We start from the raw sequence: 18526 nt of genomic DNA, 5'->3' as shown, positions 1-18526 counted from the left end.
GAAGACCGGCCTGCAGGCACGCCCCAAGGCGGGGCTAACTTAGGTATTGGTCGCCTGGGCTTTAGCTATCTGCTTTGTCAGCTACCGCCTGATCTGGCGCGTCCTGATCCACCTGATCCTGTGCGGGCTCGGGTTGGGGGAGGTTGGGATAGATGATTGGTTCTTTCAGGTATTTCGCCGCTTCCTTGCGGGCAAAGGGCTTCATCGCTGCGCCATTGGCCATCAGAAATTCCCGGCTGGCGGCGGCGTCATGTTTGCTCAGGTCGCGGACCCACCAGGCGATGGCCTTTTGCAGGAACCAGTTGCGATCGGGCACATAGGAGGCGGCCCAGCCCAGGATGCGGTCGCGCCGTGCCTGATCTTCGGGTTTGAGGTTGTTCAGCTTGGCCCAGGGCAGGCAGGCCACAAGCGCGGCGCGCCGGGTCCACATATTGTCGCTGGTTGTCCAGGCTTCGACATCATCCAGGCGCGTTGGATCGGCGGTCAGCCGTTTCTGCATGGCCATCGCGGCGTGATCGGCAATCGCCCAGCTGTCAAAATCCGGCAGCCAGCTTTGCAGCAGATCCCAAATCGCGGCATCGTCTTTGATGCGGGCCTGGGTCAGCAGCTTGGCTGCGGCCAGGCGGGCCTCAAAGACGTCACTTTTCCACAGCTCATCCGCCAGGGTAACACGCTCTGGCAGGGTCAGCGCCTGGCGCCAGGCCTTGGTGATATCGTTGATCGCGGTGTTGGGGACGCCCAGAACGATGCGCTTTTGCTTGTGGTAGCTGACCATTTGTTCAGCGCGGCCGGGTTCATTTGCGGCGTTCAATTCGGCCAGGGCATCTTCAAGGATCATCAGGTTACTCCACCGTGACGGATTTTGCGAGATTGCGCGGCTGATCTACATCGGTGCCTTTGGCAACCGCAGTGTGATAGGCCAGCATCTGTGCCGGCAGCGCATAGAGAATAGGGGCCAGGCTGTCGTGAACCTGTGGCATCTGGATGGTTTGCCAGGTGCCGTCTCCCCCTTCCTTAAGGCCCGCCGCATCCGAGATCAACAGCACCTTGCCCTTGCGCGCCATGACCTCTTGCATGTTGGAAACGGATTTATCAAAAAGAGCGTCCCGTGGGGCCAGTACCACCACCGGCATCTGTTTGTCGATCAGGGCAATGGGGCCGTGCTTCAATTCTCCAGATGCATAGGCTTCGGCGTGTATGTAGCTGATTTCTTTTAGTTTCAAAGCGCCCTCCAGCGCCAGTGGGAACATCATTCCACGGCCCAGAAACAGTACGTCGCGGGCTTCGCTCAGCTTTTGCGCTGCCTGGCGTATGGTGTCGTTTTGCTCCAGCCCGGCGGCCAGTATATTTGGCAGCCCGCGCAGGGCCGAGATATGCGCCTGCAGATCCTCAGCCGAGATTTCACCGCGATCCGTTGCGGCCTTGAGCGCCAACATCAACAATACGCTGAGTTGGCAGGTAAAGGCCTTGGTCGAGGCCACGCCAATTTCAACGCCTGCGTGGATGGGCAGGGCCAGATCGCTTTCGCGCGCGATCGAACTTTCCGGCACATTGACCACCGATAGGATCTTATCCGCCTTGCCCGCACAGTAGCGTAGTGCCGCCAAGGTATCAGCGGTTTCGCCGGATTGGGAAACAAACAGCGCTGCGGTCTTGCCCGGGATCGGTGGTTCGCGGTAGCGGAATTCAGAGGCGATATCGACTTCCACCGGAATACGCGCGATCTGTTCAAACCAGTATTTGGCGGTCAGGCAGGCATAGAAGGCAGTGCCGCAGGCGACCAGGGTCAGCCGCTCGATCTTTGAGAAATCAATGCCATCACCTGGCAGATGCACCGCATCTTCGCCGACGGGCAGATAGTGGCGGATGGCCTCTGCGATAACCGTGGGCTGTTCGGCGATCTCTTTCGCCATGAAGTGTTTGTGGCCGGCCTTGTCGACCTGCGCCACATCGATCTGGATGATCTTCATCGCCCGATTGGCCAGCGCACCCTGGGCATCGCGGATTTCCAGGCTGGTGCGGGTCAGGTAGACCCGGTCGCCTTCTTCCAGATATGTGACACGATGGGTTAGCGGTGCCAGCGCGATGGCATCGCTGCCGACGAACATTTCGCCATCGCCATGCCCCACCGCCAGCGGAGAGCCTTTGCGCGCGGCAATCATCAGATCGTCTTCGCCTTCGAACAGAAAGGCCAGGGCAAAGGCCCCCTCTAGCCGGTCCAGGGTTTTATTGGCAGCCGCGATGGGAGACAGTCCCTGGGCCAGGTGGTGCTGGGTCAGCAGGGCAACGGTTTCGGTGTCGGTTTCGGTCTGAAACTCGATACCGCAGCTGGCCAGTTCAGTGCGCAAATCGCGGTAGTTTTCGATGATGCCATTGTGCACGACAGCAACCGCGCCAGCACGATGCGGGTGGGCATTGCCGACCGAAGGCGCCCCATGGGTGGCCCAGCGGGTATGGCCGATACCGGATTTTCCGGGCAGCGGTTCATGCACCAGCAGGTCGCTTAGGTTGACCAGTTTCCCCAGGGCCCGCCGCCGCGCCAGGGCGCCGTTGTTGACGGTTGCAATGCCGGCGCTGTCATAGCCGCGATATTCCAGACGCTTGAGCGCCTCTACCAGAATGGGTGCCGCTTCATGTTTTCCAAGGACGCCTACGATGCCACACATTATTCGGATCCTTTTTTCAGACGGGTCTTTTTGGCGCGCAGCATGTCCATCAGCTTCTCGGCGTAGCCAGGCTTGTTTTCTTGCCGCGCGCGGGAAATGGCCAGCGCGCCGTCTTCTACATCCTTTGTGACCACGGTGCCCGAGGCCGTCATGGTTTCATGCCCCAGGGTCACGGGGGCCACCAGCAAGGTGTTGGAACCGATGAAGCTGCGCGCGCCAATCTTGGTGCGGTGTTTCATCACCCCGTCATAGTTGCAGGTGATGGTGCCGGCACCAATGTTGGTGGCCTTGCCGATCGAGGCATCGCCGATATAGCTCAGGTGGTTGACCTTGGCACCTTCGGCGATTTCGGCGTTCTTGATTTCGACAAAGTTGCCGATATGGGTGTCTTCGGCCAGTTCCGCACCGGGGCGCAGGCGGGCATAGGGGCCGACCTTGGCACCGCGGCTGACATGGCAGCCTTCCAGATGGGAAAAGGCACGGATCAGCGCGCTGCTTTCGATCGTGACACCGGGGCCAAAGACCACATTGGGTTCGATCACCGTGTCGCGGCCAATGACGGTATCAAAGGCCAGATAGACGGTCTCCGGTGCCATCAGGGTGACGCCCAGATCCATCAGCTCTGCCCGTGCTTTCGCCTGAAATACCGCATCCGCTGCGGCCAGATCACTGCGTGAATTCACGCCAAGGGTTTCGCTTTCGTCGCAGGCAACAGCGGTGACGCTGCGGCCCGATTTGCGCGCGCCCTCGACCAGATCTGTTAGGTAATATTCGCCCGAAGCATTGTCATTGCCGATCTCGGCAATCAGATCAAACATCAGCGCCGCATCGCAGGCTATCAGGCCGGAATTGCAAAAGCTGATGGCCCGCTCTGTCTCAGAGGCGTCTTTGTATTCGACAATGCGTTCCAGGCTGTCGCCCTGCATCACCAACCGGCCATAGCGGGCGGGATCCGCGGCCTGAAAGCCCAGCACCACCAGATCGGCACTGGCGCGGGCGGCAATCATGCGTTCCAGGGTTTCAGCGCTGACAAAGGGCGTATCGCCATACAGCACCACCACATCACCGCTGAACCCCGTCAGGGCGGCACGGGCCTGATCTACCGCATGGGCCGTGCCAAGCTGTTCTTCTTGCAAGACCACTTCGGCGGTTTCGTCAATCTCGGCAACCGCGGCCTGCACCGCCTCGGCCCCGTGACCGGCGACAACGATCACCCGTTCTGGATCCAGGACGCGGCCTGCAGCAAGCGCGTGTTCTAGCATTGACGCCTGGGCAATGGGGTGCAGAACCTTGGGGAGATCCGAATTCATGCGTGTGCCTTTGCCAGCGGCAAGCACGACAAGGGCTATGCTCATAATCAGTTTTCTCTTTGACTTTATTGCCCCCGTTCTATCGGCTAACAGCAAGGGTGCAAGCCAAAGAGCCATCAAAGATGGTTGCGACTTGCAATAAAGGGCAGCAAAAAGACGCCGAGTGGGGGCAAAATGCGAACAGTTATCTTTGATCTGGATGGAACACTGGCGGATACTTCGGGTGATCTATTGGCGGCGGCAAATGCCTGTTTTCGCCAGATGGGGCTGGGGGATATGCTGACCCAGCCGCAGGATGCGGCCACGGCCCTGCGTGGTGGCAAGATGATGCTGACGGCCGGTATGAAACGGGCAGGCGTCTATGATGCGGCGAAGGTCGAAGATTACTACCCGGTCCTGCTTGCGGCTTACCGCGACGCCATTGATCATCACACTTTCCTGTATCCCGGCGCGATGGAGGCGGTAGAGACCCTGAAACTGGCGGGATATGGCGTTGGTATCTGCACCAACAAGCCAGAGGCCTTGGCCGAACAGCTGATGCGCTCATTGGGCGTGCGGGATTCCTTTGCCTCTTTGGTCGGGGCGGATACTCTGCCGGTGCGCAAACCTGACCCCGAGCCCCTGTTCGAGGCCGCGCGGCGGGCTGGCGGGGATCCGGCGAGAACCATTCTGATCGGCGACAGTGACACTGACCGTAACACGGCGGCCAATGCCGGGGTGCCGTCGGTGCTGGTAACCTTTGGTCCGGCGGGGGGGGATATGGCCGCGCTCAAACCCGAGGCCCTGTTGCAGCGCTACGAAGATCTGCCCGATATGGTTGCCCGTCTGATTGGCTAGGGGCTGGCGGCTTGGCGGTGCCATGCTAGGGGCTTGCCGGTGGTAAAGGGGGCTTGCCAAGGGTTTGTTCCCCCTTGACCGCCGCGAAAGGGCGGCTCACAAACCCCTTATGAGCGAGAAATTTACTGGCAGCTTCACCCAGCAAGAAGCACTCTCTGAGGCGGCAATCGAAGCCGCACTGCAGGTTCTGCGCCATGGGCGCCTGCATCGCTATAACGTCACCGAGGGTGAGCATGGCGAGACGGCCCTGCTGGAGCAAGAGTTCGCGGCCCAGATCGGTGCCAAATATTGCTTGGCGGTCGCCTCGGGTGGCTATGCGCTGGCGACTGCGCTGCGCGCCGTCGGGGTGCAGCATGGCGAGTGCGTGCTGACCAATGCCTTTACCCTGGCCCCCGTACCGGGGGCGATCGCTGCGGTGGGCGCTTCTCCGGTCTTTGTTGGCGTCAGCGAGGACCTGACCATTGATCTGGATGATCTGGTGGCCAAGGCCGATCAGGCGCGCGTCCTGATGCTGAGCCATATGCGCGGGCATCTGTGTGACATGGACCGCCTGATGCAGATTTGTAATGACGCGGGCATCATCGTGATCGAGGACTGCGCCCATACCATGGGGGCGGCCTGGAAGGGGCAGGCTTCGGGCCGACAGGGCGCGGTGGGCTGCTATTCGTGTCAGACCTACAAGCATGTAAATTCTGGTGAAGGTGGCCTGCTTGTCACTGATGATCCCGACATCGCCGCCCGTGCGGTCATGTTGTCGGGGTCCTACATGCTGTATGAACGCCACCTGGCAGCGCCCCCGCCCGAGGCATTTGAGCAGGTGAAATACGATACGCCGAATATTTCCGGCCGCATGGATAATCTGCGGGCCGCTATCCTGCGCCCGCAACTCTATGAACTTGACGCGCAGGTGGCGCGCTGGAATGAACGCTACCGGGTTGTTGAATCCGGGCTGCGCGATACCCCCGGCCTGACCATTGTCGAACGCCCCGAGGGGGAGAGCTATGTCGGGTCGTCGATCCAGTTCCTGCTGCTTGATTGGCGCGATGATGCGCTGCAAGAGGTGATCGCCCGCTGTGGCGCGCGCGGGGTGGAGCTGAAGTGGTTTGGCACCCCGGAGCCGGTGGCCTTTACCTCGCGCTATGACAGCTGGCGCTATGCTGAGGCGCAGAGCCTGCCCAAAAGCGACCGCATCCTGGCCGGGATTGTCGATATGCGTGTGCCCCTAACCTTTAGCCTTGAAGACTGCGCCCAGATTGCGCGGATCATCCGGGAAGAAGTAGGCGCAGTCTTCCAGTCTGAGGCCCAGCATCGCAGGGGCCGGAGTGGTTAGGGCGGCAGCGGTTTTGCCCGAATGAAACAGCGTTGCAGTGGGGGGCTCCGGTTTGGTGCCCCCTTTTTTGTGTCACGTGCATTTTTGACTTTTCGATCTAATCCTTGGTTTTGCTTGATAATCCCGGTTTCGAGGATTTGTCGCGCCGTCGCCATCGCAGGGCAGGGATTGACCCGAATCAAGGTTGCGCTCTATGAAATGAACAACTGTTCAGATAATTTAGCCAGAACTGTGGGAAAGGGAGCGGGAAATGTTCAATGCGAGCATGCAATTCGATCTTGGAGATGAGGTAAATGCGTTGCGCGATATGGTGCATCGCTGGGCGCAGGATCGCGTCAAACCCATGGCGCAGGAAATCGACCAGAAAAACGAATTCCCAGCCGAACTCTGGGCCGAGATGGGGGAGCTTGGTCTGTTGGGCATCACGGTGCCGGAAGAATTTGGCGGTGCGGGCATGTCGTATCTGGCCCACACGGTCGCGGTTGAGGAAGTGGCGCGGGCCAGCGCCTCGGTCTCGCTGTCTTATGGCGCGCATTCAAATCTTTGCGTCAATCAGATCAAGCTGAACGGCAGTGACGAGCAAAAGAAAAAATATCTGCCCGGTCTGGTGTCCGGTCAACATGTCGGAGCCCTTGCCATGTCCGAAGCGGGCGCTGGGTCGGATGTGGTTTCGATGTCGCTGCGGGCGGAAAAGCGGAATGACCACTACCGCCTGAACGGCAATAAATACTGGATCACCAACGGCCCCGACGCCGATACACTGGTGGTCTATGCCAAGACCGATCCGGAAGCGGGCTCCAAGGGCATCACCGCTTTTATCGTTGAAAAAAGCATGACGGGTTTTTCGACCTCGCCGCATTTTGACAAGCTGGGTATGCGCGGATCCAACACGGCCGAGCTGATCTTTGACGATTGCGAAGTGCCGTTTGAAAACGTGCTGGGCGAAGAGGGCAAGGGCGTCAAGGTGTTGATGTCCGGGCTGGATTACGAACGGGTGGTTCTGGCCGGTATCGGCACCGGGATCATGGCCGCCTGTATGGACGAGATGATGCCCTACCTGAAAGAGCGCAAGCAGTTTGGCCAGCCAATCGGGAACTTCCAGCTGATGCAGGGCAAGATTGCCGATATGTATACGGCAATGAACGCGGCACGCTCGTATGTCTATGAGGTGGCAAAGGCCTGCGACAAGGGCACCGTGACCCGCCAGGATGCGGCGGCCTGCTGTCTTTTTGCCTCTGAACAGGCGATGACCCAGGCGCATCAGGCGGTGCAGGCGCTGGGCGGCGCGGGCTATCTGTCCGATAACCCCGTTGGCCGGATCTTCCGCGATGCCAAGCTGATGGAAATTGGCGCTGGCACCTCGGAAATTCGCCGGATGCTGATCGGCCGGGAACTGATGGGCACCATGTAAACCAACACCCCCCAGCTGTCCGAGGGAGGCCAGCTGGGGGGATTGAGGTGTTTGGCAGGCCTGTGCGGGCCCGCCAGTTGATGTTAGAGCAAGGGATCAGAACCTGTGAACGTAGCTGACACCAATGGTGACCGGGTCAATTTCGGCTGTGCCGATAGAGGCGCCGTTCAGGTAGGCATCGGATTCGATGTCCATGTAGCGGACGTTCAGACGCAGCGCACCCTTGTCGGAAACCTGCCAGTCAGCCCCCGCCTGGACCGCAAATCCCCAGCTGTCTTCAAGTTTCAGCACACCAAGGGAAGACTGCTCTTCAAAGAAGGTTGTGTAGTTGATCCCGGCCCCGATGAAGGGTTTGATTTTGCCATTGGTGGGGAAGTGATAGTTGACCGACAGGGTGGGCGGCAGCTGCTTGGATGTCCCGGCAAGGGCGCCGCCGATGCTGATGTCATGTTCAAACGGGGTCGCGGCCAGCAGTTCAATCCCGAGATTGTCGCGGATGAAGTACTCTGCGGTGAAGGAAGCCTGGGTATTGTCGTTTATTGTGGCCGGGCCACCAGCCAGGGTGCCATTATTCGACTTGGGGTTGACGTTGATGACACCGATACCAAAGGTCCAGTCGCCTTGGGACTGTGCAAAAGCCGGGGCCGCTACAACAGTGCAGGCGGTTACCAGCGCGAGAATGGAAGCAGAGCGTTTCATGGGGGGAATCCCTTTTCTTGTATTTACGCCTCCTCTTTGCGCCCTTGTCCGGATGAATGCTCTGATCTGGATCAAGAGAGAACTCGCTTTCCCCTTGGGTATGCAGGAAAATCCCGCATACCTGCCATGCAATATGAGAGTAGCTGCTGATGCGAGAATATCCGGGTTTGACCGCAGGGGGGTCTTGGTCTCTGCCTGCGGGGCTGAATATGGCGGCTCAGGCCATGGCGCATGCGCCAGCGGCGCTGGCGATCATTGATCTGACAGGGCCAGAGCGCCGCGACATCAGCCATGGGCAATTGGCCGAAATGGTCGACGGTCTTGCGCGCTATATGCAGCCGCGCATCCAGGCGGGTGACCGGGTTGGTGTCTTGCTTAGCCAGTCGCCCTGGTGCGCCGCCGCGCATTTGGCCATCTGGAAGCTGGGGGCGATTTCAGTCCCATTGTTCAAGCTGTTCAAACGCGATGCCCTGGCCTCGCGGGCCGGGGACGCTGGCGTTGCCTTTGTCCTGACCGATCCCGATGGGGCAGATCTCTTGGGGAATCTGGCCGAGGCGGTTCTGGTAGACCGCGTCGGGCGCCCCGGTGATCCGGTTGCCTTTGCCGACACGACGCCAGAAACGCCAGCGGTGCTGATCTATACCTCGGGCACCACGGGCAGCCCCAAGGGGGCGCTGCATGGTCATCGGGTGCTGACCGGCCATTTGCCCGGTGTGTCTGTCAGCCATGATCATCTGGGCCAGCCCGGAGACTGCCTGTGGACCCCGGCAGATTGGGCCTGGATTGGTGGCCTGTTTGATGTCTTGATGCCGGGTCTGGCGCTGGGCGTGCCTGTGGTGGCGGCGCGGCTGGATAAATTCAGCCCCGAGGCCTGCGCTGATCTGGTACAGCGCGGCAATATACGCAATGTTTTCTTTCCCCCCACAGCGCTACGCATGCTGAAAGCGGCGGGGCAGGGGCTCGGCGGTCTGCGCTCTGTTGCCTCTGGCGGAGAGCCCCTGGGCGCAGAGATGCTCGCCTGGGGCCAGGCGCATTTCGGCCTGACCATCAATGAATTCTACGGCCAGACCGAATGTAATATGGTGGCTTCGTCCTGTGGTGGCGACTACGCGCCGCGTCCGGGCTGCATCGGCAAACCTGTCCCCGGCCATCAGTTGGCAGTGCTGGACGCGACCGGTAATCCGACCACGGGTGAGGGGGATGTGGCTGTCCGCCGTGGGTCGGCCTCGATGATGCTGGAATACTGGAACCGCCCGGAAGAGACCGCCGCCAAGTTCTGCGGCGACTGGCTTGTCACCGGAGACCGCGGCATCTGGGAAGGCGACTTTCTGCGCTTTGTCGGTCGCGAAGATGACGTGATCACGTCTTCAGGCTACCGCATTGGCCCAGCCGAGATCGAAGACTGTCTGATGACTCACCCCGCCGTGGCCACCGTTGGTGTTGTCGGCAAACCCGATCCGTTGCGCACCGAGATCGTCAAGGCCTATGTGGTGCTGAAACCCGAGAGCCAGGCTACGCAACAACAATTGCAAGACTACGTAAAAGACCGTCTTGCCCAGTATTCCTACCCTCGCGAAATCTCTTTTCTGGAGGCCCTGCCGATGACAGTGACCGGCAAGGTCATCCGTAAAGAGCTCAAGGCGCGGGCCGCGCAGGAGCTCACGTCGTGAAGGTCGTTCAGTGCATCGCGGCTGCTTTCATCGCCTCCCTGGTGCTGACTGCCCCAATGCTGCGGGCGCAGCCCCAGCAAGAGAACATGTTTGACAGCCAAGGGTATCTTGCCGCTTGCAGCAGCCGGGTCTCAAATGGCGCGATGTTGGTTCCTATACGGCGACTTTGTATCTCGACATCAACCAAGCTTCGCAATCTCAGTCTTGAAATGCGCGGGCGTGGGGACTGCATGGTTTTCGGCTCTTTTTGGCTGGAGCAGGATAGCCCGCGCGTCAAGCAGCAGTATATCGGGGCTCAGACGATGGCGGAGACGTCTTCTGCTTTTCAGAATCGTCAGGTCGCCGACCTGACTTCTACCCAGATTGGCGCCTACCAAACGGCGCTGTTGAAATGGTTCAAACTCCGCGTGGTTGAACTCGACCAGACAACCCGCACCAGGTGATAAGGACGCAGACATGAAACTCAAATCCAAGGCGATGCCTTCCTCCGAAGGTTTCAAGGCAAATCAAGCCGCGCATCTCGATGCGCTGGCGCAGATTTCTGCAGTGGCCGAGGCTGCGCGCCTGGGCGGGGGCGAAAAATCTCGCGCCCGCCATGAAAGCCGGGGCAAGATGCTGCCACGCCGCCGGGTGGCGAACCTGCTGGATCCGGGCTCGCCCTTTCTTGAGATCGGTGCGACAGCGGCCCACAACATGTATGACGGTGCAGCCCCTGCCGGAGGCGTGATTGCGGGTATTGGCCGGGTGCATGGTCAAGAGGTCATGGTGGTCTGTAATGATGCCACCGTAAAGGGCGGCACCTACTACCCGATGACGGTGAAGAAACATCTGCGGGCGCAGGAAATTGCCGAGGAAAACCGCCTTCCTTGTATCTACCTGGTGGACTCGGGCGGCGCCAACCTGCCGCAACAGGACGAGGTCTTCCCGGACCGCGACCACTTTGGCCGCATCTTTTACAATCAGGCGCGCATGTCCTCCAAGGGCATTCCGCAAATCGCCGTGGTCATGGGCTCTTGCACTGCCGGTGGCGCCTATGTGCCCGCGATGTCTGACGTGACCATCATCGTCAAGGAGCAGGGCACTATCTTTCTGGCCGGCCCCCCCCTGGTCAAGGCCGCCACTGGCGAGGTGGTCACGGCCGAGGATCTCGGCGGCGGAGATGTGCACACGCGGCTCTCTGGCGTGGCGGATTACCTGGCTGAAGATGACGCCCACGCCCTGGCACTTGCGCGCCGCGCCGTGCAGTCGCTCAATATCATCAAACCGCAAACGGTGAACTGGGCCTCCCCCGAAGAGCCCGCCTATGACCCCGAAGAAATCCTGGGCGTGGTTCCTGGTGATCTGCGCACCCCCTATGACATCCGCGAAGTGATTGCGCGCCTGGTGGACGGCTCACGCTTTGACGAATTCAAGCCGCGCTACGGCGAAACCCTGGTGACCGGTTTTGCCCATGTCAAAGGCTGCCCTGTGGGGATCATCGCCAACAATGGCGTCTTGTTTTCCGAAGCCGCCCAAAAAGGCGCGCATTTTGTAGAACTCTGCTCACAGCGCAAAATCCCATTGGTCTTTTTGCAGAATATCACCGGTTTCATGGTGGGACGAAAATATGAAAACGAAGGCATCGCGCGCCACGGTGCCAAGATGGTGACGGCAGTGGCTTCGACCAATGTCCCCAAGATCACCATGCTGGTCGGCGGCTCCTTTGGTGCGGGCAACTACGGCATGGCCGGGCGGGCCTATCAGCCGCGTTTCCTGTGGACCTGGCCCAACTCACGCATCTCGGTCATGGGCGGCGAACAGGCGGCAGGCGTGTTGGCCACGGTGAAACGCGACGCTATTGAGCGCCAGGGCGGCAGCTGGTCGGCGGAGGAAGAAAACCAGTTCAAACAGCCCACCATTGATATGTTCGAAGAACAAAGCCACCCGCTCTATGCCGCAGCACGGCTCTGGGATGATGGCATCATCGACCCCCGCAAAAGCCGAGATGTGCTGGCCCTGTCACTGCAGGCCGCGCTCAATGCAGAAATCGATGAAACCCGCTTTGGCGTCTTCCGCATGTAAATGCCTTCCATTCATCTTGCCAAAAATACCTCGGGGGTCCGGGGGCAGAGCCCTCGGTCCGACGTTGCAGACAAAGGACCATCCCCATGTTCGATAAAATTCTGATTGCCAATCGCGGTGAAATTGCCTGCCGTGTGATAGAAACCGCCCGCTCCCTTGGGGTCAAAACCGTGGCCGTCTACTCCGATGCGGATCGCGCCGCCAAACATGTGGCCATGGCAGATGAAGCCTGTCACATCGGCCAGGGCCCGGCGCCGGCCGACAGCTATCTGTTGGGCGACGAGATCATTGCGCAGGCCCAGGCGATGGGGGCCCAGGCGATCCACCCGGGCTATGGCTTCCTGTCGGAAAACCCCGATTTTGTGGAGGCCGTCGAGGCAGCCGGGCTGATCTTTATTGGCCCCTCGGCAGACGCGATCCGCAAAATGGGTCTCAAAGATGCCGCCAAGGTATTGATGGAGGCGGCTGGCGTGCCCGTGGTCCCTGGCTATCACGGCGCCAATCAGCAGGCTGACTTCCTGAAAGCCGAGGCCGATAAAATTGGCTATCCGGTATTGATCAAGGCCGTAGCCGGTGGTGGCGGTAAGGGCATGCGCCTGGTCGAGGCTGGCAGTGAATTTGCCGAAGCGCTTGCCAGCGCCCAGGGCGAGGCGACAACGGCCTTTGGCAATCCGGATGTCCTGATCGAAAAATACATCCAGCAGCCCCGCCATATCGAAATCCAGGTCTTTGGCGATGGTACTCATGCGGTACATCTGTTTGAACGCGACTGTTCGTTGCAGCGCCGCCACCAAAAGGTGATCGAGGAGGCTCCGGCCCCCGGCATGACGGATGAAATGCGCGCCGCCATGGGGGCGGCCGGGGTACGCGCCGCCGAGGCGATTGGCTACAAGGGGGCTGGCACGGTGGAATTCATCGTTGATGGCTCCGATGGTCTGCGCGCCGATGGCTTCTGGTTCATGGAGATGAACACCCGACTGCAGGTGGAGCATCCGGTATCAGAACTGATCACAGGTGTTGATCTGGTCGAATGGCAGTTGCGCGTCGCTGCAGGGGAGAGCCTGCCAGCCCAGCAAGAGGATCTGGCAATTTCAGGTCACGCCTTTGAAGCGCGGCTTTATGCCGAAGATGTGCCAAAGGGGTTTTTGCCAGCCACCGGCACCCTGACACATCTGCAATTTCCCGCAGACTGTCGCGCCGACAGCGGGGTGCGCGCTGGCGATACCATCAGCCCCTGGTATGACCCTATGATTGCCAAGGTCATCGTGCATGGGCCAACCCGTGACATTGCCCTGTCGCGCCTGTCGCAGGCCCTGGCCGAAACCGAGGTCGGCGGCACGGTCACCAACCTGGCATTCCTGGGCGCGCTTGCGGCGCATGAAAGCTTTGCCGCAGGGCAGGTCGACACCGGCCTCATTGCGCGGGATCTGGAGCAACTGGTGCAGGTGCCGCAAGTGAAATTTGAACACAAGGCTGCCGCAGGCATGCAGGCTTTGGGCCTGGTGGACATGGATTGGGCGGCGGGCTTTACCCTTTGGTCTGATCTGCGCCGCTCGATACACCTCAGCTATCAGGGGGAAGTCTTTGAAGCCACGGTTGAAGTGGACGGTCCGGACCGCCAGATCTGGGAGTTCCCGGGACATCCCGAGGATCAGATCTGCGCCAACCGGGTTGGCGGCACTTGGCTACTGGGCGGTGATCGTTTGCCGCCAATGACCCAGGCGGGCAATTCCATCACTGTCTTTGATGGCTATGGCCAGGTCTTTGAAGTGATCGACCCGCTGGAGCGTGACGCTACGGCGGGCGGCGATCTCAATGTGGTGGAAGCGCCGATGCCGGGCCTGGTCAAGGCGGTCTTCGCCAAGGCGGGGGCCGAGGTCAAAGAGGGCGACCGGCTGGCTATTCTGGAGGCGATGAAAATGGAACATTCTTTGTTGGCCGCCCGCGACGGTACGGTGGCCGAGGTCCTGGCTACCGAGGGCGATCAGGTTGAGGCTGGTGCTGCGCTGGTGCGTCTGGAAGAGAGCTAGGCCGCAACAGGTTCGAGCCGCGCGTTCCGGGGCGCGGTTCGGAGTTTAGGTATTTAGGGTAAGATGAAGGAGGGGCGGGGCGTGCAACGGACTGTCGAGATCTTTGAGATGGGGCCGCGCGACGGGCTGCAGAACGAAAAGCGCGCCATCCCGGTGGCCGAGAAAATCGCATTGGTGAATTGCCTGTCGCGGGCCGGGTTTCGCCGGATCGAGGTTGCCAGTTTTGTGTCACCCAAATGGGTGCCGCAGATGGCGGGCAGCGCCGAGGTTTTAGCCGGAATTGGCCGGGTTGCCGGGGTTTCCTATGCAGCTTTGACCCCGAATATGCGCGGCTACCGGGATGCGGTGGCGGCGGGGGCGGATGAGATCGCGGTGTTTGCCTCAGCCTCGGAAGGGTTTTCTCGGGCAAATATCAATGCGACCATTGCCGAAAGCCTGGAGCGGTTTGAGCCGATTGTGGCGGCGGCGGCGGCGATCAATCTGCCGGTCCGGGGCTATGTGTCCTGTGTAACGGATTGTCCTTTTGATGGTACGACGGCCCCTGAGCAGGTGGCGCGTGTGGCGCAGCAGTTGCATGAGATGGGCTGCTATGAGGTCTCGCTGGGCGATACCATTGGCCAGGCAACGCCAGAGGCCATCAGCAAGATGCTGGAGGCGGTGAAGGTGCGGGTGCCGGTGTCGCAACTGGCGGGCCATTATCATGACACGGCGGGGCGCGCCCTGGTCAATATCGAGGCGTCGCTGGCGCAGGGGGTGCGAGTGTTCGATGCCGCAGTTGGCGGTCTGGGGGGGTGTCCCTATGCGCCGGGCGCCGCTGGCAATGTTGCCACCGAAGCGGTGCAGGATCATCTGGTGGCGCTGGGATATGAAACGGGGCTGGATCGTGGGGTTTTGACCGAAGCGGCCACTTTGGCGCGCAGGATGCGCGGAAGTGACTGAACAGGGCGGCCTGCCCGGGCAGGCCCCGGCGCGGTGTGACTGAGGAAGAGGAAAAGTGATGTACAAGACGGTGTTGTTGGAGACGGATGCGCGCGGGGTTGCACGGCTGACCCTGAACCGGCCGGAAAAGCATAATGCGATGTCTGGAGAGATGCTGCTGGAGATCAAGGCGGCTGCTGCCGAGCTGGCGGCGGATGAGCGGGTGCGTGTTGTGGTCTTGACCGGTGCGGGCAAGAGTTTTTGCGCAGGCGGTGATCTGGGCTGGATGCAGCAGCAGATGCAAGCCGATGCGGCCACCCGCGCCGCAGAAGCGCGTATTCTGGCCGAGGCTTTGATGCTGCTGAATACTCTGCCGAAGCCGCTCATCGGGGCGATTCAGGGCAATGCCTTTGGCGGCGGCGTCGGCATGGCATCAGTCTGTGATGTGGCCATTGGGGTGGATCATCTGAAAATGGGGCTGACGGAAACCCGTCTGGGCCTGATCCCGGCCACCATTGGCCCCTATGTGGTGGCGCGTATGGGCGAGGCGCGGGCGCGGCGGGTTTTTATGTCGGCACGTCTGTTTGGCGCGGCGGAAGCTGTCGATCTGGGCCTGTTGGCCAAAGCGGTTCCGGCGGCTGATCTGGCGGCTGCGGTGGAGTTTGAGGTGGAACCCTATCTGTCCTGCGCGCCAGGTGCGGTTGCCGCGGCGAAAAAATTAGCGCGAGATCTGGGACCGCGTCTGGATGATACGGTGATCGATATGACCATTTCTGCCCTGGTGGAGCGTTGGGAGGGCGATGAAGCCCCGGAAGGCATCGGCGCCTTCTTTGACAAGCGCAAGCCGCGTTGGCAGGGATGATACCAGCGCCAGGTTAATCCGCATTTTGAATGTCTGTTTTTCCGGGTGTCGCGAGAGCTCGCGGCACCTTTCCTTATGGAAATAATAAGAAATTAACCTGGGGCGGTCCAAATGGCGCCAAGTGATGCTGCTGGGTCTCGGCGCATGTAGAAAGCCCGGTTCATCCGCATTGGTTCGGTTGACGATAGGGGGGGCGGCGAGTAGACACATGCGCAAGTCAACACGCCAATTGACGGCGCGCGAGAATCCGCGCGCTCGGAAAGGAGCCACTCGTGGAAGAGATGTTGCGGGAATACCTCCCGATCTTGGTGTTTCTAGTTGTCGCGGTCGGCCTAGGAATTGTTCTTATTTTGGCGGCAGTTGTGCTTGCCGTGCGCAACCCTGACCCCGAAAAAGTCAGCGCCTATGAATGCGGTTTCAACGCCTTTGATGACGCGCGCATGAAATTTGACGTTCGGTTTTACCTGGTGTCGATTCTTTTCATCATTTTTGATCTGGAAATCGCCTTTCTGTTTCCCTGGGCCGTTGGGTTCAAGGATATGAGCGATACCGGTTTCTGGTCGATGATGGTGTTTCTTGGGGTTCTGACCATCGGCTTTGCCTATGAGTGGAAAAAGGGAGCTCTGGAATGGGAGTGATGACCGGGGCCAATACCGCTGGGGTGGACAAGGAAGTTGTTACCCAGGCGCTGAATGCAGAATTGCAGGACAAGGGGTTTCTGCTGACCTCTGCCGAAGATATCATCAACTGGGCCCGCACCGGCAGCCTGCACTGGATGACCTTTGGTCTGGCCTGCTGTGCGGTCGAGATGATGCATACGTCGATGCCGCGCTATGATGCCGAACGTTTTGGCATTGCGCCGCGGGCCTCGCCGCGCCAATCGGATGTGATGATCGTGGCCGGGACCCTTACCAACAAGATGGCGCCCGCGCTGCGCAAGGTTTACGACCAGATGCCAGAGCCGCGCTACGTGATCTCCATGGGCTCCTGTGCCAATGGCGGCGGCTATTACCACTATAGCTATTCGGTGGTGCGCGGCTGTGATCGTATCGTTCCGGTTGATATCTACGTGCCAGGCTGCCCGCCCACGGCGGAGGCCCTGCTTTACGGGTTGATGCAGCTGCAGCGCAAAATCCGCCGTACCGGTACTCTGGTGCGCTAAGCGATCTGGCTGGAGAGACATAAATGACTGAAGCACTGCAAGAACTCGGGACCCAGATCGCCGCCAAGCGCCCGGACTGCGTTTTGTCCTGGGATGTGGCCTTTGATGAATTGAACGTCGATGTGGCCCCGGCCAATATCGCCGGTCTGGTTGAATTTCTGAAAACAGACAGCAACTGCAAGTTTTCATCCTTGGTTGACATCACCGCCGTGGACTACCCCGAGCGCACCAAGCGCTTTGAGGTGGTTTACCATCTGCTGTCTATGTACCAGAACCAACGTATCCGCCTTCGGGTCTCCATTCGCGAAGACGACATGGTGCCGTCGATTGTTGCTGTTCACCCTTCGGCCAACTGGTTTGAGCGCGAAGTTTTCGACATGTTCGGAATCCTGTTTTCTGGTCATCCGGATCTCCGCCGCATCCTGACCGACTATGGCTTTCGCGGCTATCCGCTGCGCAAGGATTTCCCCACCACGGGCTATACCGAAGTACGTTACGACGAGGCGGAAAAACGCGTTGTCTATGAGCCGGTGAACCTTGTGCAGGAATATCGCCAGTTTGATTTCATGTCGCCATGGGAGGGTGCCGAGTACATCCTGCCCGGTGATGAAAAAAAAGAGGGCTGAGGCATGAGCGCGGCAAAGATAGATAGCCGGTTCGCGGAACCCACGACCCTGTTTTTTGGTGTCGGAGCCCAGAAGGCTGGGACAAGCTGGTTGCATGCCTACCTGAACCAGCACCCGGAGGCCTGCGTGCCGCCGGGCAAGGAGATGCATTACTGGAGCTATTGGCAAACCGGTTTATCGTTCCACCATGACGTGCAAAAGAAAAGACTGGCAGAGTTCAGCGAGGCTGGCGAAAAGCCTCCGGCGCTATTGCAACGAAGTATTGCCATGCGTGAGACGCGAGACCCAACGCATGAGCTTTATGCTGATATCGTGTTTGAGCGCTATAACGGCCAGAAATTGGTGGGTGAAATTACGCCGGACTACTCAAAGCTGAGCGTTGATACCTTTGCGCAAATGGCTGCGTTGAACGCTGACACAAGGTTCGTGTTTTTGATGCGCGACCCTATTGAACGCCTGCATTCAGCCGCGCGTAAGCAGCTGCGCGCGCGCGATAATGGTGATCGTTCGCGTAAAATTGGCAATGAGGAAATCCTGAACGAGCTGAAGACAATGCTTGCGCGGAAGAATTCGGCGGCCCTGCGTCGCTCGCGCTATCATCTGACAATTGCCAATCTGGAAGCGGCTGTGGAGCCAGAGAAAATCGGATATTTCTTCTACGAGGACATGTTCGAGAAGCGCAATGTTGACGATATCTGCGATTTTCTGGGGATTGCCCGCAAGTCGGGTGACTTTGATACCAAGGTGAACGTTGGTAATCCGCGCGAGAAAAAGTTTGATCCGGCATTCCGGGCTTTCGCTCTGGAACACCTTGGCGAGGTTTATGACCTGATGCAGGAAAAATTCGGAGACCGCTTGCCAGAGGCCTGGAAAGTGCACCTTGAAGGCGCCAATGATCTTCAACCCGCTACGGTAGGTTCGATATGAGAATGACCTGCAAGGAT

At 59.8% G+C, this 18526-nt stretch carries 17 protein-coding genes; 13 read left to right on the top strand and 4 right to left on the bottom strand.

Translation table 11 applies throughout. From position 1 onward, the window contains the following. Positions 1-61: 61 nt before the first annotated feature. The 3 genes from P2081_RS00855 to glmU are packed head-to-tail and all read right to left on the bottom strand — an operon-like array spanning position 62 to position 4021. Positions 62-838 (bottom strand): DNA alkylation repair protein, encoded by a 777-nt coding sequence (locus P2081_RS00855; protein WP_278920985.1) that lies wholly within the window; start codon positions 836-838, stop codon positions 62-64. A gap of 4 nt (positions 839-842) precedes the next feature. Continuing rightward, a complete protein-coding gene (gene glmS, locus P2081_RS00850; RefSeq protein WP_278920984.1) occupies positions 843-2666 on the bottom strand; it encodes a glutamine--fructose-6-phosphate transaminase (isomerizing) in 1824 nt (607 codons plus the stop codon). Then, on the bottom strand, positions 2666-4021 hold the full coding sequence (gene glmU, locus P2081_RS00845; RefSeq protein ID WP_278920983.1) for a bifunctional UDP-N-acetylglucosamine diphosphorylase/glucosamine-1-phosphate N-acetyltransferase GlmU: 1356 nt from the start codon (positions 4019-4021) through the stop codon (positions 2666-2668). Before glmU ends, glmS begins: the two co-directional genes overlap by 1 nt. A gap of 129 nt (positions 4022-4150) precedes the next feature. On the opposite strand from glmU, the gene P2081_RS00840 reads away from it, so the two are divergent. The 3 genes from P2081_RS00840 to P2081_RS00830 all read left to right on the top strand — a co-directional run bounded on the left by P2081_RS00840 (position 4151) and on the right by P2081_RS00830 (position 7554). Next, positions 4151-4813 (top strand): HAD-IA family hydrolase, encoded by a 663-nt coding sequence (locus P2081_RS00840; RefSeq protein WP_278920982.1) that lies wholly within the window; start codon positions 4151-4153, stop codon positions 4811-4813. A 109-nt stretch (positions 4814-4922) separates the two neighbouring features. Beyond that, positions 4923-6143 carry a DegT/DnrJ/EryC1/StrS family aminotransferase gene (locus P2081_RS00835; RefSeq protein WP_278920981.1) on the top strand — a complete coding sequence of 407 codons (1221 nt, stop codon included), beginning with the start codon at positions 4923-4925 and terminating at the stop codon, positions 6141-6143. A 250-nt stretch (positions 6144-6393) separates the two neighbouring features. Further along, the gene (locus P2081_RS00830; RefSeq protein WP_278920980.1) at positions 6394-7554 is read left to right on the top strand and encodes an isovaleryl-CoA dehydrogenase; all 1161 of its coding nucleotides are present in this window, start codon (positions 6394-6396) and stop codon (positions 7552-7554) included. 96 nt (positions 7555-7650) lie between these two features. Here the strand turns inward: P2081_RS00830 and P2081_RS00825 are convergent, their stop codons facing one another. Beyond that, positions 7651-8253, bottom strand: a complete 603-nt coding sequence (locus P2081_RS00825; RefSeq protein ID WP_278920979.1) for an OmpW/AlkL family protein — start codon at positions 8251-8253, stop codon at positions 7651-7653. A gap of 149 nt (positions 8254-8402) precedes the next feature. On the opposite strand from P2081_RS00825, the gene P2081_RS00820 reads away from it, so the two are divergent. The 10 genes from P2081_RS00820 (at position 8403) to P2081_RS00775 (ending at position 18509) form a co-directional block, all read left to right on the top strand. After that, positions 8403-9923, top strand: a complete 1521-nt coding sequence (locus tag P2081_RS00820; protein WP_278920978.1) for an AMP-binding protein — start codon at positions 8403-8405, stop codon at positions 9921-9923. Beyond that, positions 9920-10366, top strand: coding sequence for a hypothetical protein (locus P2081_RS00815; protein WP_278920977.1), 447 nt, complete (start codon positions 9920-9922; stop codon positions 10364-10366). Before P2081_RS00820 ends, P2081_RS00815 begins: the two co-directional genes overlap by 4 nt. Positions 10367-10379: 13 nt before the next feature. Further along, complete coding sequence (locus P2081_RS00810) at positions 10380-11984, top strand: carboxyl transferase domain-containing protein (RefSeq protein ID WP_278920976.1); 1605 nt, start codon at positions 10380-10382, stop codon at positions 11982-11984. Positions 11985-12070: 86 nt separating this feature from the next. Beyond that, complete coding sequence (locus tag P2081_RS00805; RefSeq protein WP_278920975.1) at positions 12071-14014, top strand: acetyl/propionyl/methylcrotonyl-CoA carboxylase subunit alpha; 1944 nt, start codon at positions 12071-12073, stop codon at positions 14012-14014. An 81-nt stretch (positions 14015-14095) separates the two neighbouring features. Then, positions 14096-14953 carry a hydroxymethylglutaryl-CoA lyase gene (locus tag P2081_RS00800; protein WP_278920974.1) on the top strand — a complete coding sequence of 286 codons (858 nt, stop codon included), beginning with the start codon at positions 14096-14098 and terminating at the stop codon, positions 14951-14953. Positions 14954-15011: 58 nt separating this feature from the next. Next, positions 15012-15794, top strand: coding sequence for a crotonase/enoyl-CoA hydratase family protein (locus P2081_RS00795; protein WP_278920973.1), 783 nt, complete (start codon positions 15012-15014; stop codon positions 15792-15794). A 272-nt stretch (positions 15795-16066) separates the two neighbouring features. After that, on the top strand, positions 16067-16432 hold the full coding sequence (locus P2081_RS00790; RefSeq protein ID WP_009808934.1) for an NADH-quinone oxidoreductase subunit A: 366 nt from the start codon (positions 16067-16069) through the stop codon (positions 16430-16432). Then, positions 16423-16956, top strand: coding sequence for a NuoB/complex I 20 kDa subunit family protein (locus P2081_RS00785; protein WP_278920972.1), 534 nt, complete (start codon positions 16423-16425; stop codon positions 16954-16956). Before P2081_RS00790 ends, P2081_RS00785 begins: the two co-directional genes overlap by 10 nt. 23 nt (positions 16957-16979) lie before the next feature. Further along, positions 16980-17582, top strand: a complete 603-nt coding sequence (locus P2081_RS00780; RefSeq protein ID WP_278920971.1) for an NADH-quinone oxidoreductase subunit C — start codon at positions 16980-16982, stop codon at positions 17580-17582. A gap of 3 nt (positions 17583-17585) precedes the next feature. Next, complete coding sequence (locus tag P2081_RS00775) at positions 17586-18509, top strand: sulfotransferase (RefSeq protein ID WP_278920970.1); 924 nt, start codon at positions 17586-17588, stop codon at positions 18507-18509. Positions 18510-18526: the final 17 nt, after the last annotated feature.

Source organism: Pseudophaeobacter profundi, assembly GCF_029697505.1.
Taxonomy (GTDB): Bacteria; Pseudomonadota; Alphaproteobacteria; order Rhodobacterales; family Rhodobacteraceae; genus Pseudophaeobacter; species Pseudophaeobacter profundi.
The sequence above is the reverse complement of the archived record's forward strand: the minus strand, read 5'-3'. Positions and strand labels throughout refer to the sequence as shown.

Excerpts from the sequence above, each read along its gene's own strand:
- glmS (WP_278920984.1), bottom strand. The coding sequence starts at position 2,666 with ATGTGTGGCATCGTAGGCGTCCTTGGAAAACATGAAGCGGCACCCATT.
- P2081_RS00810 (WP_278920976.1), top strand. The coding sequence starts at position 10,380 with ATGAAACTCAAATCCAAGGCGATGCCTTCCTCCGAAGGTTTCAAGGCA.
- P2081_RS00775 (WP_278920970.1), top strand. The coding sequence starts at position 17,586 with ATGAGCGCGGCAAAGATAGATAGCCGGTTCGCGGAACCCACGACCCTG.
- P2081_RS00840 (WP_278920982.1), top strand. The coding sequence starts at position 4,151 with ATGCGAACAGTTATCTTTGATCTGGATGGAACACTGGCGGATACTTCG.
- P2081_RS00795 (WP_278920973.1), top strand. The coding sequence starts at position 15,012 with ATGTACAAGACGGTGTTGTTGGAGACGGATGCGCGCGGGGTTGCACGG.
- P2081_RS00835 (WP_278920981.1), top strand. The coding sequence starts at position 4,923 with ATGAGCGAGAAATTTACTGGCAGCTTCACCCAGCAAGAAGCACTCTCT.
- P2081_RS00780 (WP_278920971.1), top strand. The coding sequence starts at position 16,980 with ATGACTGAAGCACTGCAAGAACTCGGGACCCAGATCGCCGCCAAGCGC.
- glmU (WP_278920983.1), bottom strand. The coding sequence starts at position 4,021 with ATGAGCATAGCCCTTGTCGTGCTTGCCGCTGGCAAAGGCACACGCATG.
- P2081_RS00805 (WP_278920975.1), top strand. The coding sequence starts at position 12,071 with ATGTTCGATAAAATTCTGATTGCCAATCGCGGTGAAATTGCCTGCCGT.
- P2081_RS00830 (WP_278920980.1), top strand. The coding sequence starts at position 6,394 with ATGTTCAATGCGAGCATGCAATTCGATCTTGGAGATGAGGTAAATGCG.
- P2081_RS00785 (WP_278920972.1), top strand. The coding sequence starts at position 16,423 with ATGGGAGTGATGACCGGGGCCAATACCGCTGGGGTGGACAAGGAAGTT.
- P2081_RS00820 (WP_278920978.1), top strand. The coding sequence starts at position 8,403 with ATGCGAGAATATCCGGGTTTGACCGCAGGGGGGTCTTGGTCTCTGCCT.
- P2081_RS00855 (WP_278920985.1), bottom strand. The coding sequence starts at position 838 with ATGATCCTTGAAGATGCCCTGGCCGAATTGAACGCCGCAAATGAACCC.
- P2081_RS00825 (WP_278920979.1), bottom strand. The coding sequence starts at position 8,253 with ATGAAACGCTCTGCTTCCATTCTCGCGCTGGTAACCGCCTGCACTGTT.